At 60.8% G+C, this 13,259-nt stretch carries 10 protein-coding genes; all 10 read right to left on the bottom strand.

Annotation, left to right across the window (positions count from 1 at the left end; all coding sequences use genetic code 11):
• Positions 1-6: 6 nt before the first annotated feature.
• Positions 7-912 carry a uracil-DNA glycosylase gene (locus CKA38_RS09205; RefSeq protein WP_108825207.1) on the bottom strand — a complete coding sequence of 302 codons (906 nt, stop codon included), beginning with the start codon at positions 910-912 and terminating at the stop codon, positions 7-9.
• Positions 913-937: 25 nt separating this feature from the next.
• A complete protein-coding gene (locus CKA38_RS09200) occupies positions 938-1,549 on the bottom strand; it encodes a riboflavin synthase (protein ID WP_108826518.1) in 612 nt (203 codons plus the stop codon).
• A 239-nt stretch (positions 1,550-1,788) separates the two neighbouring features.
• The gene (locus CKA38_RS09195; RefSeq protein WP_108825206.1) at positions 1,789-3,237 is read right to left on the bottom strand and encodes an FAD-dependent oxidoreductase; all 1,449 of its coding nucleotides are present in this window, start codon (positions 3,235-3,237) and stop codon (positions 1,789-1,791) included.
• A 216-nt stretch (positions 3,238-3,453) separates the two neighbouring features.
• Positions 3,454-4,140, bottom strand: coding sequence for a glycerophosphodiester phosphodiesterase (locus CKA38_RS09190; RefSeq protein WP_257791582.1), 687 nt, complete (start codon positions 4,138-4,140; stop codon positions 3,454-3,456).
• Positions 4,141-4,493: 353 nt separating this feature from the next.
• Positions 4,494-6,479 (bottom strand): FAD-dependent oxidoreductase, encoded by a 1,986-nt coding sequence (locus CKA38_RS09180; RefSeq protein WP_108825203.1) that lies wholly within the window; start codon positions 6,477-6,479, stop codon positions 4,494-4,496.
• Positions 6,480-7,261: 782 nt separating this feature from the next.
• Complete coding sequence (locus tag CKA38_RS09175; protein ID WP_108825202.1) at positions 7,262-8,155, bottom strand: endonuclease/exonuclease/phosphatase family protein; 894 nt, start codon at positions 8,153-8,155, stop codon at positions 7,262-7,264.
• 138 nt (positions 8,156-8,293) lie between these two features.
• A complete protein-coding gene (locus tag CKA38_RS09170; protein WP_108826517.1) occupies positions 8,294-9,217 on the bottom strand; it encodes a TIM barrel protein in 924 nt (307 codons plus the stop codon).
• Positions 9,218-9,366: 149 nt separating this feature from the next.
• Positions 9,367-10,665 (bottom strand): Gfo/Idh/MocA family protein, encoded by a 1,299-nt coding sequence (locus tag CKA38_RS09165; protein WP_108825201.1) that lies wholly within the window; start codon positions 10,663-10,665, stop codon positions 9,367-9,369.
• Positions 10,666-10,754: 89 nt separating this feature from the next.
• Entirely contained in the window at positions 10,755-12,560 is a 1,806-nt protein-coding gene (locus CKA38_RS09160; protein ID WP_108825200.1) for an arylsulfatase, read from the bottom strand.
• Between the two features lie 15 nt (positions 12,561-12,575).
• Positions 12,576-13,181, bottom strand: coding sequence for a sulfatase/phosphatase domain-containing protein (locus CKA38_RS16830; protein WP_338031080.1), 606 nt, complete (start codon positions 13,179-13,181; stop codon positions 12,576-12,578).
• Positions 13,182-13,259 lie beyond the last annotated feature (78 nt).

Genomic DNA, 13,259 nt, shown 5'->3' with positions numbered 1-13,259 from the left:
CGGCGCTTACTTCCCCAAAAAATATCCACGCTGCTTGTCCGTGATCGGCATGTTCGCCTTTTCCATGACCTTCAAGAAATCCTCCCACACCGTGCGTTTGGTGCGGTTGGTCGGGGTGCGCAAAATGAATGATGGATGATATGTGACCATGAGCGGCTTGCCCTCGAACTCCTTCCACTGACCGCGTATCGAACCGAGCGTCGTAAAGCTGTCGAAACCAAGCAGCGCCTTCGCCGCCGTCGCCCCGAGCGCGACGATCAATTCGGGATTCACGACCTCCAGTTGCGCGCGCAGATACGGCATGCAGTAAAGCATCTCCTCCTCGGTAGGCGGGCGGTTGCCGATTTGCTCGCGGCCGGGCGGCGTTGGCAAATCCGGACGCCAGTTCATGATGTTGCCGATGTAAACATCCTCGCGCTTCACGCCCATCGCCTGAATCATTTTCGTGAGCAGCTGCCCCGCGGGCCCGACAAACGGCTCGCCCTTGATTTCCTCCTCCGCTCCCGGAGCCTCGCCGCAGAAAAATATTTTCGCGTCGAGATTGCCCACGCCAAGCACGACTTTTTTTCCGGGCCGCACGCGCTCAAGGCAGACGGGGTTGGTCGTCACCATGTTGAGCAGCGCGTCCCAGCGCGTTTTCTTGTCGCCCTCGGGCAGCGTGACCGCCGGCGGGGGCGGCAGTTTCGGCTCGGTTTTTTTGGGCGCGGTGTGCCGCGCCGCGGGCTGGCGCAGTTGCGAGTAAACAACCGGCGCGGGCGCGACCTGAGGTTGTTCCGGCTGCGTTTTCGGCGCGCGCGTCTCGACCGCGTTGCGCAACGCCACCATCGTCTCGCTCGACACGACGACATCCTTCACGCCGCTTGCCTTGAGGCGGCGGAGTTCGTCGGCGATCGCGTTGAGTGTGGCGTGCATGGGTCGGTGTCGTTTGTGCGCCCGATCAACCGGCGCGTCCAGAGTGAAACGCGGTCAGCTTCTCGACGTATTTGCCGAGCAGGTCGAACTCCAGGTTCACCGGATCGCCGGAGTGTTTTTCCGAAAGATTGGTCACGTTGATCGTCGTCGGGATGAGCCACACCGCAAACGAGTCATCCTCAACCTCGGCGACCGTCAGCGAAATACCGTCGATCGCGATGCTGCCCTTGCTCACGAGGTAGCGGCCATTGCCCTTCGGGGCGCGAACGCGCATGTAGTAGTCGTTGCCGCGCTTCTCAAAAATCTCAATCACACCAAGCCCGTCGATGTGGCCGGTGACAAAATGCCCGCCGACCTTTCCGTCAAAACGCAGGCTGCGCTCAAGGTTCACCGCGGAACCCGCGTTGAGCGCCGAAAAACTCGTGAGGCGGCGCGTCTCCTCGAGCACGTCGAACTCCACCGTTCCCGCCGCAGCGTCGAAATCGGTGACCGTGAGGCAGCAGCCGTTGACCGCAATGCTGTCGCCGTGCGCGACGCCCTCGATGACGGTTTTTGCGGACAGCTTTAAGCGCCACGAGGCACTGCCCTGAACAAACGAAACGACACGACCTTTTTCTTCAACGATACCGGTAAACATAGCACGCGAATTGAACACCAAACCGCGCGCGCGCAAAGCCCCAAATTGCGCTGGTTATGGCGAAAAACGATGGGATGGTGGCGACTCCGCTGATGCCCTTGGAGCAAGCGAACAAAAAGGCGCGTCACGAGTGCTTGCCGGTTTGGCTTTGCGGGGTTTCGGCTTATATCGGTGCGCGTGCCGGCATTCGTTTTTTAACCGCGGTTGGTTTGGCTTAGTTTTTGGAGCATGTCCGAAGTTTAGTCCAGGATGGCGCCGGACTGGATGAGCGTTTCGCGGAGGCGGCCGATGTTTACTTGGGAGACATCGCGATTATCGGCAAGGCAGAGGGCGGCGGCGGCACCGGCCGCTTGGCCGAGACACATGGCGGAGGCTTGGACACGGACGGAGGCGGAGGCGACTTCATCTCCGGAAAAGGGGCGTCCAGCGACGAGAAGATTCGGAAACCCGGGGGAGTGCAGGCAGCGATAGGGGACGTTGCCGGGTTGCTTGAGGTATTCGGCGCGCTGACGGGCGCTGTTGCTTGAGTGAATATCAACGGGGTGGCAGCCGCGGGCGATGGTGTCGGGGAACTTGGTTGCGGCGAGGTATTCGTCGCCGGTGAGCGTGTGCGCGCCGAGGATGCGGCGGGTTTCGCGGATGCCTGTTTGCGTGGCGGTGGTGAGAAGCGTGGCGTCACGGAAGGCCGGGGCGTGTTTGCGGAGCAGGTCAACGAAGGTGTGCACATCCTCACGCAGCAGGCACTCGGCTTCGGTGGCCTCGCGGTTGTCGGCCATGTTGGCGGCGGTTCGTGTTATGTTCACAACGACAACACCCTTGGCCAGGGTGCTGTTATACCAGGGGCCGCCGAAGAGGGGAATTTTTTGGGTCTTGGAGAGTTTTTGGAGAATGGCGCGGAAGTCAGTGTCCTGCGATCCGGGGAGTCCGTGACGGAGACGGTTTGGCGGAATGGCGTCGGTGTCCACGTTGCCGAGCATAAAAATAAGGGAGGCGGGCTGAAGGTTTTCCGGGGCGGGCTGCATGGGGACGCCGGCGCGGAGGGCGAGGTCGGCGTCGCCGGTGCAGTCGATGAAATATTTCGCGGCGAGGGTTTGGGCGCCGTTTTTGTTTTCGATGACGACGTGCGAGAGGGCGCGGCCGTTTTGGCGGCAGTCTGTCAGGTAGCTGTGAAGGTAAAGGGTGACGCCGGCATCAATGACCATGCGCTGGGCAACGAGTTTGTATTTTTCCGGGCAGAAGGTGACATTGCCCCGGGGGAGGTCCACTCCGGCGCCGCCGATGGCGGAGAGTTTTTCGATAAATTCCCAAGGCGTGCCGCCGATGACACGACGTCCGTTGAGGTTGAAGACGCTGATGGGGGAAACGAGGCCGGCCGTGGCCATGCCGCCGAGAAAGCCGTAGCGTTCGACAAGGGCGGTGCGCGCGCCGCCCCGCGCGGCGGCAACGGCGGCGATGAAGCCGGCGGGACCGCCACCGCAAACAACCACGTCGTATTCGCCGACGACGGGGGCGGCGGCTTGTCGCGATGCTTCGGCGGGAGTCGCGAGGAGCGAGGGCGCGGCGAGTCCCGCGACGGCGACTCCGCCGATGCCCTTGGCGCAACCGGATAAAAAGGCGCGGCGCGAGTGTGTGTCGTCGTTGGCGGGCGGAGTGTTTGTCGGTTTGGTTTTGCGGGGTTTCGGCTTCATATGGGTGCGCGTGTTGTTATTCGTTTTTTAACCGCAGATGAACACAGATGGACGCGGATAAATACAGATAAAATACAAAAATAAGGAGGTTTGAGGTCCGTAATCCAAAAGGATTTTTTCGGTTTGTTTTTGACCACGCCCACGAGTCCGCAGTGGCCTGGCATTGTGCGAATTTTCACGGATGCAAACCAGGCGCCGCAAGCGACGCCCTACGGGTCACATTTTCAAGATCGCGTTGGTGGGGATGTAGTCGAGGCCCATTTCGAGCATTTTGAGGACGGTTTCCTTTGTGTCGCCGGCGCGGAGGCAGACGCGGAGTCCGAGGGCGTGCGTTTTTTCGACCAGCGCGGCGGAGATGTCGTCAAGTTCGGTGCGCTTGTGCGAGACGCCGGCGTGGCCGAGGCGGACGAGTTTTTGCATGTGCTCCTCGTCGCTGAATATGTGATGCAGGAACACTTTTTTGCTCGCCGCGCGCGCCGCCTCAATGTGAGGGAACTTGCTGCTCGATATGACCGAGCGCTCCTCCATTTTCATGTCGCGCACCATGCGGATGACCTCGTCGGTCACGTCGTCTTTTATCTCGATGAAAGGGACGCTTCCGTGGTCGCGGCAGATTTCAATATACTCGGCGAAGAGCGGCATGCGGAGGCGCGCGGCGGGATAATTCTCGCGTCCATTTCCGCGGGTGTAGGTGAGTTTTTTGATTTCGCCCCATGTCAGGTTTGCAACGCGCTCGTTGACGCCGAACATTTTTTTGAGCGTGGCGTCGTGGTGGCAGACGAGGATGCCGTCCTTGGTGCGGCGCACGTCGCTTTCGACGGCCCAGAAGCCTCGCTTGGCGGCTCCCTCCAGCGCGGGCAGCGAGTTTTCCGGCGCGAGCGAATGGCTGCCGCGATGCGCGATGAATCGCGGGTTTTGCGGCGTGTTGGGACCGCTGAAGATGCCGCCGTTTTTGCCTGCAACGAAGACGGGCTTGGGCGGGGTGCGCGTGGCGCGGAGCGCGGGGGAAGCAGGAACAGGCCGGTAAGCGCGGCGGCGCTGGTGATGAAGTCACGGCGGGTGGGATGGTCGGAGTTTGGGCGGGTGTTCATGGCTGGGTTTTCGGGACTTTGGGTAGGGCGAAGCCTCCGGCTGAGCCGTGAAGCATCGACTTAAATCGAATTAAGTCGATGCAAGTTAAGACCAATACATGGATGCGGGTGGGCTCGGCTCAGCCGGAGGCTTCGCCCTACCCCATGAAAGTCCGACATTGCGGATCACCTCACCTCAAACGCAAACAGGTGGGCGGTGGAGCTGCCGTAGTCGTTGATTTTTTTCGCGCTCATGTGCGTGGCGAACGGAATGAAGCGCACGGCGTCGGCGGTGACGTTGACATCGAGGCGGATGAAGCGGTGGTAGTTTTCGTCGGTCTCGAAAACGGTTTTCCACTCGCCGCCGACACGCGCCTCGATGCGGTAGGATTTTATCATGCAGCCGGGGAAGCCGAAGCTCGTCTTGTTGTGCGAGAGCGGGTGGAACATCACCCACGAGGTCAGGACGCCGTCGGGATTGCCGCCCGTGTGTTCGCGATTCAGGTCGCTGTCGAAGACGAGGCGCACTTGCGAGATTTTGGTCGGTTTCTTGAAGGTGTAGGTGATCGCTTTTTTGGTTTTGCCGTAGTAACCGTTGTCGCGGCCCCAGATGCGGCGGTCGATGCCGTTGTGCAGTTGCGAGCAGTCGCCGTAGTCGCAGCTCAGCTCGGCTTGCTTGGAGAGCGGGGAGATTTCGCGCTTGAAGCCGGGGAGGAAGCAGTCGTCCTCCATGAGCGCGGCTTGGATTTCGCGGATTTTGGTTTTTCCGACCTCGCGCGGGGTGAGTTTGTTTTGCACGGCAATCCAGGCGGCGGTGCCGGCGGCCTGCCCGAGGATGCCGCAGGTGCCCATGACGCGGGTGGTCGCGATGCCGACGTGCGTGGCGCTGATGTTGCGCCCGGCAAACATGAGGTTCTTGATGTTCTTCGAGTAGATCGAGCGGTAGGGGATCGTGTAGGGCTCGGAGAGACGGCGTTTGCGGAGGTGTTTTTCGCCGTCAACGGAGTCCATCGCGAAGCCGCCCGGGAGGTGGTCGTCGATCTGCCATCCGCCGTAGGCGATGGTGTCGGGGAAGACGGGGTGGTTTTCAACGTCCTGCTGCTTGAGCATGTAGTCGCCGATGTAGCGGCGGCTTTCGCGTTTGCCGGGAAGGAAGCCCATCCATTCGAGCTCCCAGTTCGCGGCGTTTTTCTGCGGGCACCAATTTTTGATGTGGTCCCAGACGCCGAAGGCGATTTTGAGAAGTTCGTCGCGGATTTCCTCGGTGTCGCCGATGCCGTCTTGCTCGCCGCCGAGCTCGACCCAGTAGAGGTTGGTGTTGATGGCGTAGATGTTGTGGGGCTTGTTTTTCATTTCCGCGTCGGTCTTGAAAACGTGAGCCCATTTGGGGGGTGTGAAGCTGACGGGGTGCTCGGTTTCGCGCACTTGAAACAAGATGCTCATGCCCATTGTTTTTTTGTCGGCCTTGGCCACGGCGAACTCCTCGCCGAATTCCTCGGCGGCTTCGCGTCCGAAGCGGTAATCGGCGCCGGTGAGCGGGGCGAGGATGCTGTCGCCCGAGCAGTCGATGAAGATCGGCGCGCTGACTTTGTGCCAGCGTTGCGTGGTGGTTTGGTAGCCGGTGATGCTTTTGATGGTCTTGCCGTCCATTTCCGCCTGGCAGCAGGAGCAGTTGAGCATGAGGTCGATGTTGGGCTCGAAGCGGACTTTTTCGTAGAGGATGCTGTCCCATATGGCGAAGTTGCGCTTCGGATTGCGATACATGTTTTCGACGAGGATTTCCTCCATGATGCCGGTTTCCTGCAGGTCGCGGACGCGGGTTCCGGCACCGACAATCCACTGGCGGATTTCGGAGGAGGCGTTGCCGCCGAGGACGGGGCGGTCGTGCATGAGGGCGACTTTCGCGCCGCGGCGGGCGGCGGCGATGGCGGCGCACATGCCGGCGAGGCCGGCGCCGACAACACAGAGGTCGACTTGGTGCTCGTGCGTGTCGAGTTTTCCGTCCTTGGATATGAATCCGCCCGTTTCATAGGAGGAGAGGTTTTGGCCGTGCAGGACGGTGGAGCCCGGCAGCATGAGGACGCCGGCGGCGGCGGCGGCTTCCTTAAAAAAGCTGCGTCGGGAGGTGGGAAGGAGGGGAGCTTTGCGCGTGGGTTTGGATGCGGGTTTCATGATAACCTTTCGAAAACTTCGATTGTTGGGATTCTTTTTAATGGGATTCTGACCGGGGATATTGAGCGCCGCGACAGCACCGAAAAGTGATACGCGACGACTACTGAGAACCTATTCAGTCTTTTTGCGCGAAAATGACGTTTCAAGCACTTTTAGGCCAAGCAACCTCGCACAAAGTATCATTTTCCAAACAAAATGAGCGTTTGCGCACATAATCGACTAGCTTTTGAGCGTTTTCACGGGGCGGATTTTGGAGATCGTTGGGTATTTCATTGCGAGCTGATGCCTTTGGGTAGGGCGAACCCCATAGGTGCTAACTTGTCTGTCATTTGCCGCACGCCAAAGGCGTGCCATTCGTAAGCCCGGGGTGAACGCGTGGCGTGCACCCCCGGATTGCCGATGGGAAACAATGCGCCCTGCCAGGGTGCCACAACATCGCGTCATCATGCCCCAATCCCTTTACCCACCTTGCCGTCCATCTTGTATTCAGCATTAAAAAATCGCGATGAATGTTGCATGAGGGATGGAGATGCATGTGGCGCCCCTTCAGGGCGCGTGCTCCCTATTTCAAAATCCCAGGGTCTCGCAGGCTCGACCCTGGGCTAACGAGTGAGGCGCCTTTGGCGCCTTGAAACAAGGCAACGCTTATGAGGATTCGTTCGCCCTGCGTCCTCTGCCTGGCGTTCTGAGTCCTGAGCCCTACGTCCTGTGCCATGAGCCCTGTGCCCTGTCCTGCATTCTACGTCCTGTGCCCTACTTCAAAATGACGGGAATCGGTCACGCTATTTTGTCAACAGCACGTCGCACACGATCGGCAGGTGGTCGGAGGGGTGGCGGCCTTTGTCGTAGGTGCTGGTAAGCACTGTGTAATTCAGAACTTTTGTCCGGTCGTTGATGAATACAAAGTCTATCCGCCCCCTGGGTTCGCCGCGGAAATTTCCGGCGCCCATGTTGGTGTCCTTCGGGCCGAGCGGCGGGGTGGCCGTCGCATGATAGGCGTCTTTCAAATATTCCGTGATCGCCTTGTATTGAGGCGTCGTGTCGGGCGAGTTGAAGTCGCCCGTGCAGATCACGGGGAGGCTGCCCTTGGTGATTTCCCTGACCATGCGAACCATCAACGGGCCCGAGTTCTGCCTCGCTGTGACGTAGCGCCAGTAGAAGTGGGCGGTGAAGAAATAGAATTCCCGCCCGGAGGCGTTGTCCTTCATTTTGGCCCAGGTGCAGATGCGCGTGTCGGTGGCGTCCCAGCCGATGCTTTTTTCATTGGGCGTCTCGCTAAACCAAAACACGCCCTTGTCCAGCACCTTGTATTTATCACTTCTATACACAATGGCGGCCGTGTGTATATTGCCCTGTTTTCCCCCGTAAGGATGGGCCACGTAATCGTATTCGGGCAGCAGTTTTTTCAAGTCGGCCATCTGCCTTTCGTCGCCCTCCTGCGTGCCGACGACGTCGATTTGGCTTTGCTTAATCAGGTCGGCGACGGCGGCCTTGCGCGCATCCCAGCTGTTGCCCGACTCCCCGTCCTTTGCGGAGTCGTATCGTATATTGTAGCTCGACACGCGCAGCCTGACGCCGCTGTCGCATTCCGCGGAGGATGCTGCGGCGGGAAGATTATTGACGGCGAAAAGGCATGACGCAGCGAGGGCGAGCAGTGCGATTGTATTGTTTTTCATGATTACTGTTTTTTATAATATATTACTCAAACAATGTTTTTATTTTTTTAACCGCGAATGGACGCGAATAAACGCGAATACTTCGGCCGACTGGATTTACTTCGCGTTTATTCGCGTCTATTCGCAGTTTAACAAGCTCTATGGAAGCCTGAGTATTTTTTCGAAGCGCGCGTGCAGGTCGGTTAATTCCGCGGGCGTTTTGTTGCTTCCCTGCTCGGTGGCGATCCATCTGTTCTTATACGAACCGCGCAGGGCGGTCATCACTTCGGGCCAGTTAATGTCGCCCTCGCCGAAGGGCACCTTGAAGCCTTTCCGGGCGCCCTGCTCGGCGGCGATTTTTTTGCTGAACTCCTTGAAGTGAACGCGGGCGATGCGGTCGCCAAGGATTCGGATCCATTGCTCCGGCCATCCGTAGTCGAGGATGTTGCCGACATCGAAATAGAATTTCACGAGGGGGCTGTTGAACTGGTCAACATAACGACGCGCCTCCAGCGGGCTGAGGAGAAATTTATTCCAGACGTTTTCGATGCAGATTTGGACTTTCAGTTTTTCGGCGACGGGGAGCAGCCGCTTGATGCCCTCGACGGAGCGCGTCCAGCAGTCGTCGTAGGAAACCTCGGCGTTCACGACTCCGGGAACCAGCAGCACGGCGTCGGTGCCGTAGGCGGCGGCGTCCTCGAGCGCGACGATCATGCCATCGATTCCCTCGCGGCGCACTGCGCTGTCGGGATGCGAGAGCGGTTTTTTCCAGTGCGTGTTGCAACAAACACTGCTGATCGCCAGCCCGGTCGATTTGGCGGCGGCGATCACCTCCCGGCGGTCCATGTGGCTGTTTGGCTCGATGCCCTCGTATCCGGCGGCCTTGATCGCGGTGCATTTTTCCAGCACGGAGCCCTCCATTTTGACGGTGCCCCACATGATGGATTTTTTGAAATTACCCGCGGGACGCGAGGACGTCGAGGCGGGCGCGGCTTGCGCAAAAATCCCTCCGCCGCCCAATGGGAGCGAGGCGGCGGAGAGGACGGCGGCGGATTTTAGGAAGGTGCGACGGTTCAGGTTCATGGTGGCGCGTTGGCTGGCGGTTGGTGGCAGTGGTTATTGTTGGTTTTTCCGAAATGAAGGGACATTGGGATGCGGCTGCATCCCGGGAGCGCGGGCATCTTGCCCGCAGGTTTGGAGGGTTGTGCGGGCGGGACGCCCGCGCTCCCAGGTCACACGAGCGGCGTAACGCCGGGGATGGCGATTTCGCTTTTCGGCGGGGCCATGTCGAAGCGGCAGGTTTCGGGCGTGAGGTTTTCCTTGGAGGCGTTGAGCAGCCACGCGTAGTTGATTTCGCGCCCGGTGTAGGCGGAGTTGCGCCCGAGGATTGCGGTCAGCGTGCTTTCGGCGACGCGCTTGGCGTCGTTGAGCGGGTTGCCGTTGCGAATGCCTTTGATCAGCGCGACGTGCTCGGCGACGAGACCGTTGGGCGTGTCGTCGGTGAACTTCCACGCTTTCGGGCCGGTGATGGCTGCGGGGAGCCGGGCGGTGCCCTTGGTGCCGACGAGTCGCTCGTTGTTGGAGCGGGTGGACGCGCCGGGCGCCTGGCGGCACATGCTTTGCACGCGGACGCCATTCGCATATTCATACTCGACGGCGAAGTGGTCAAAAATGTTGCCATACTTCGGGTCGGTGCGGCTCTGGCGTCCGCCCATGCCGATGGCCTTGAGGGGAGGTCCGCCGAAGGCCCAGTTCATGACGTCGATGTTGTGGATGTGCTGCTCGACGATGTGGTCGCCGCTCAGCCAGGTGTAATAAAGCCAGTTGCGAATTTGGTATTCCATATCCGTCCAGCCGGGTTTGCGGTCGTGGTGCCAGAGCCCGTTTGTCAGATAATAAAACTGCCCGCCGACAAGCTCGCCGATGTCGCCGTCGTGAACGCGGCGCATGGTCTCGATGTAGTGGCCGCTGTAGCGGAATTGCGTGCCGGCGACGATCGCGAGGCGCTTCTGTTTCGCCAGCTCGCCGACGGAGATAACGCGACGCACGCCGGCGACATCCACGGCGACGGGTTTTTCGGCGAAGACGTGCACGCCGGCGTTGATGGCGGCCTCCATGTGTTCCGGGCGGAATTGCGGCGGCGTGGCGAGGATGACGAGATCGACGCCGGAGTTGATGACTTTTTTGTAGGCGTCGAGGCCGATGAACTGGCGCTCGGGCGGAATGGCGAGGCGCTCGGGCGCGACGGGCGGGCGCGGCCTGCGGCTCTTCGGGGTGCCGTTGACCAAGTTGTCGCGGGCGCTTTCAAGACGGTCGGCGAAAGCGTCGCCGATGGCCCAGACTATCACGGAGGGATCGGCGTCGAGGCAGTTGCGCATGGCGCTGACACCGCGTCCGCCGGAGCCGATGAGGCCGACTTTGAGGCGGTCCGAGCCGGACGCAAACGCGGCGGCGGGAAGTTTCGAGAGGAGCGGAGCGGCGGAGAGCGCGGCGGCGGTGCCGAGGAATTGGCGACGGGTGAATGAAGACATGGTTTTTATTTAGGCTTAGGATTTAGTGTTTGTTTAGTGGTGAGAATATTGCGTTGAAGATTGGAAGGCGGCCATGGACGGCAACGCGTCTAACTTTTCGCGCCTTTGTTTCTTTTGTTTTTGGTTTTTGTTTTTTGGGCGTTGACGTTTCCGGGCTTGATCTTGTCCCAAGGCCAAGGTTTTGCCTTGGCCTCAACGGCCCAGTTTTCCCATGCGGCGGCGAGGCGGTTGGCGATGTCCTTGTGCTGCGCGGCGAGGTTGTTGAGCTCGGCACGGTCGGCTGCAATGTTGTAGAGTTCCCAAGGGCCGTCGGAGCCCTTGGCGACTAGCTTCCAGTCTCCATCGCGCACGGCGCGGTTGCCCTCGTGCTCCCAGAATATTGGCGCGGGGCGCTGCAAGGTTTGCGCGCCGGTGAAGAGCGGACGCAGACTGACACCGGCAAGCGGTGTGAGCGCGGTGTCGCCCCGTTTGGCGGGATATTTTGCGCCGGCCAAATCAACGCAGGTGGCGGCCACGTCGATGATGTGCGCGGGCGGGCGCACAAATGTGCCGTTGAGCGCGGCAGGGATGCCGGCGGGCCAGTGGACGATGAGCGGCGTGCTGATGCCACCTTCGTGCACCCAGTGCTTGTATTCGCGGAAGGGCGTGTTGGAGACGTTGGCCCAGTCGTGTCCGTAGCCGATGTAGGTGTCCTCGGGGCCGGGCATCGTGCCTACGCCAGTGCGGATGGGGCGTCCGTCGCGCGCTTGCATGTGAGGAGGGCGGGCCTTGGGCTGGGGCTCGTCGGGGCCGAGGGGACGGAATGTCTCGCCGGGCGCGGGCACGTTGGCGGCGGGCTCGGGCTGGCGGCCTTGCGGCTCGGCGCAACCGCCGTTATCATGCATGAACATGATGATGGTGTTGTCGAGCTGGCCGGATGCGTCGAGTTGGGCGACAATGCGCGCGATGCCCTGGTCCATGCGGTCAATCATGGCGGCGTAAACTTCCATGCAGCGGGCTTCCCACTCCTTGTCCTTCACGTTGTCCCAGCCGGCATTGTCGGACGGCGTGAGTTTCGTGCCGGGCGGGAGGACTCCGAGTTCGATTGCGCGCTTGTAACGCGCGGCGCGAATGGGGTCGTAGCCGTTGTCATAAACGCCCTTGTATTTTGCGATGTCCTCGGGCAGCGCGTGCATGGGCCAGTGCGCGGCGGTGAAGGCGACATACATGAAGAAGGGTTTGGACGTGGAGCCGTCCGCAGAGGCGTTGTCGCGCTGGTGCTGCTTGATGTAGAGCACGGCGTTGTCGGCGATGGCATCGGTGTAATAATATTTTCCCGATGGCGGCTTGTAGCCGGGATCGTTGAGGGGGGTGATGAGGGTGTTGTCACGGCAGAGCGTGGCGGGGTCATAAAAACTGCCGTAGCCGAGAATGGTGCCGTAGAACTTGTCGAAGCCGCGCCGCAAGGGCCAGTTTGCCGGTTCGCCTGATTCGAGCGAGACGTGCCATTTGCCGACGGCGTAGGTGGAATAACCTCCGGGGCGAAGCATTTCGGCAATGGTCATGCAATTGTCGCGCAATGAGCCGGTGTAGCCGGGGTGTTTTTGGTTGCGGTTCATGCCGCCCATGCCGGCTTGGTGCGCGTAGAGGCCGGTAAGCAACGAGGCGCGCGTGGGGCAACAGCGGGCGTTGTTGTAAAACTGCGTGAAGCGCAGGCCGCGCTGCGCGAGCTTGTCGATTGCGGGCGTGCGGATTTCCCCGCCATAGCAACCGATGTCGGTATAACCCATGTCGTCGCTGAGGATGATTATAATGTTTGGCTGCTTCACGGACGCGGGCGTCTTGTCGGCGGCGGTGGCGACAAGCGGGAGTGTGGCGGCGGCAAGAGCCGCGGCGGTGAGGGTGGCGGGTTTCATGGAAAGAATGGCTGGTTATTTTTTGGCGGACTTGTTTTTTGATTTTGACTTGGCCGCGCCGCCTTGGACGGGGGGCGTCTTGTCCCAGGGCCATGGTTTGGCCTTGGCCTCAACGGCCCAGTTTTCCCATGCGGTGGCGAGGCGGTTGGTGATGTCCTTGTGTTGCGCGGCGAGGTTGTTGAGCTCGGTGCGGTCGGCGGTCATGTTGTAGAGTTCCCAAGGGCCGTCGTGGCCTTTGGCGACGAGTTTCCAGTCTCCATCGCGCACGGCGCGGTTGCCCTCGTGCTCCCAGAATATCGGCGCGGGACGGTGGACTTGGGCGCCGGTGAAGAGCGGGCGCAGACTGATCCCAGCGAGCGGTGTGATCGCGGTGTCGCCGCGTTTGGCGGGATATTTTGCGCCGGCCAAGTCAACGCAGGTGGCGGCGATGTCGATGATGTGCGCGGGGGTGCAGACAAGGCTGCTGTTGAGCGCGGCGGGAATGCCGGCGGGCCAGTGGACGATGAGCGGCGTGCTGATGCCGCCTTCGTGCACCCAGTGCTTGTATTCGCGGAAGGGGGTGTTGGAGACGTTGGCCCAGTCCTGTCCGTAGCCGATGTAGGTGTCGTCGGGGCCGGGCATGACCGCGGGGCCGGTGCGCATGGGGCGTCCGTCGCGGGTTTGCACGGGATAGTTTCTCGTCTGGAGGTCGTCGGGGCC

Origin of the sequence: Ereboglobus luteus (assembly GCF_003096195.1) — a bacterium.
Lineage (GTDB): Bacteria > Verrucomicrobiota > Verrucomicrobiia > Opitutales > Opitutaceae > Ereboglobus > Ereboglobus luteus.
This window is presented reverse-complemented; position numbering and strand designations above follow the sequence as displayed.

Coding starts and splice junctions, on each gene's coding strand:
- CKA38_RS09165 (WP_108825201.1), bottom strand. CDS start 10,665: ATGTCTTCATTCACCCGTCGCCAATTCCTCGGCACCGCCGCCGCGCTC.
- CKA38_RS16830 (WP_338031080.1), bottom strand. CDS start 13,181: ATGCCCGGCCCCGACGACACCTACATCGGCTACGGACAGGACTGGGCC.
- CKA38_RS09175 (WP_108825202.1), bottom strand. CDS start 8,155: ATGAAAAACAATACAATCGCACTGCTCGCCCTCGCTGCGTCATGCCTT.
- CKA38_RS09160 (WP_108825200.1), bottom strand. CDS start 12,560: ATGAAACCCGCCACCCTCACCGCCGCGGCTCTTGCCGCCGCCACACTC.
- CKA38_RS09195 (WP_108825206.1), bottom strand. CDS start 3,237: ATGAAGCCGAAACCCCGCAAAACCAAACCGACAAACACTCCGCCCGCC.
- CKA38_RS09200 (WP_108826518.1), bottom strand. CDS start 1,549: ATGTTTACCGGTATCGTTGAAGAAAAAGGTCGTGTCGTTTCGTTTGTT.
- CKA38_RS09180 (WP_108825203.1), bottom strand. CDS start 6,479: ATGAAACCCGCATCCAAACCCACGCGCAAAGCTCCCCTCCTTCCCACC.
- CKA38_RS09205 (WP_108825207.1), bottom strand. CDS start 912: ATGCACGCCACACTCAACGCGATCGCCGACGAACTCCGCCGCCTCAAG.
- CKA38_RS09170 (WP_108826517.1), bottom strand. CDS start 9,217: ATGAACCTGAACCGTCGCACCTTCCTAAAATCCGCCGCCGTCCTCTCC.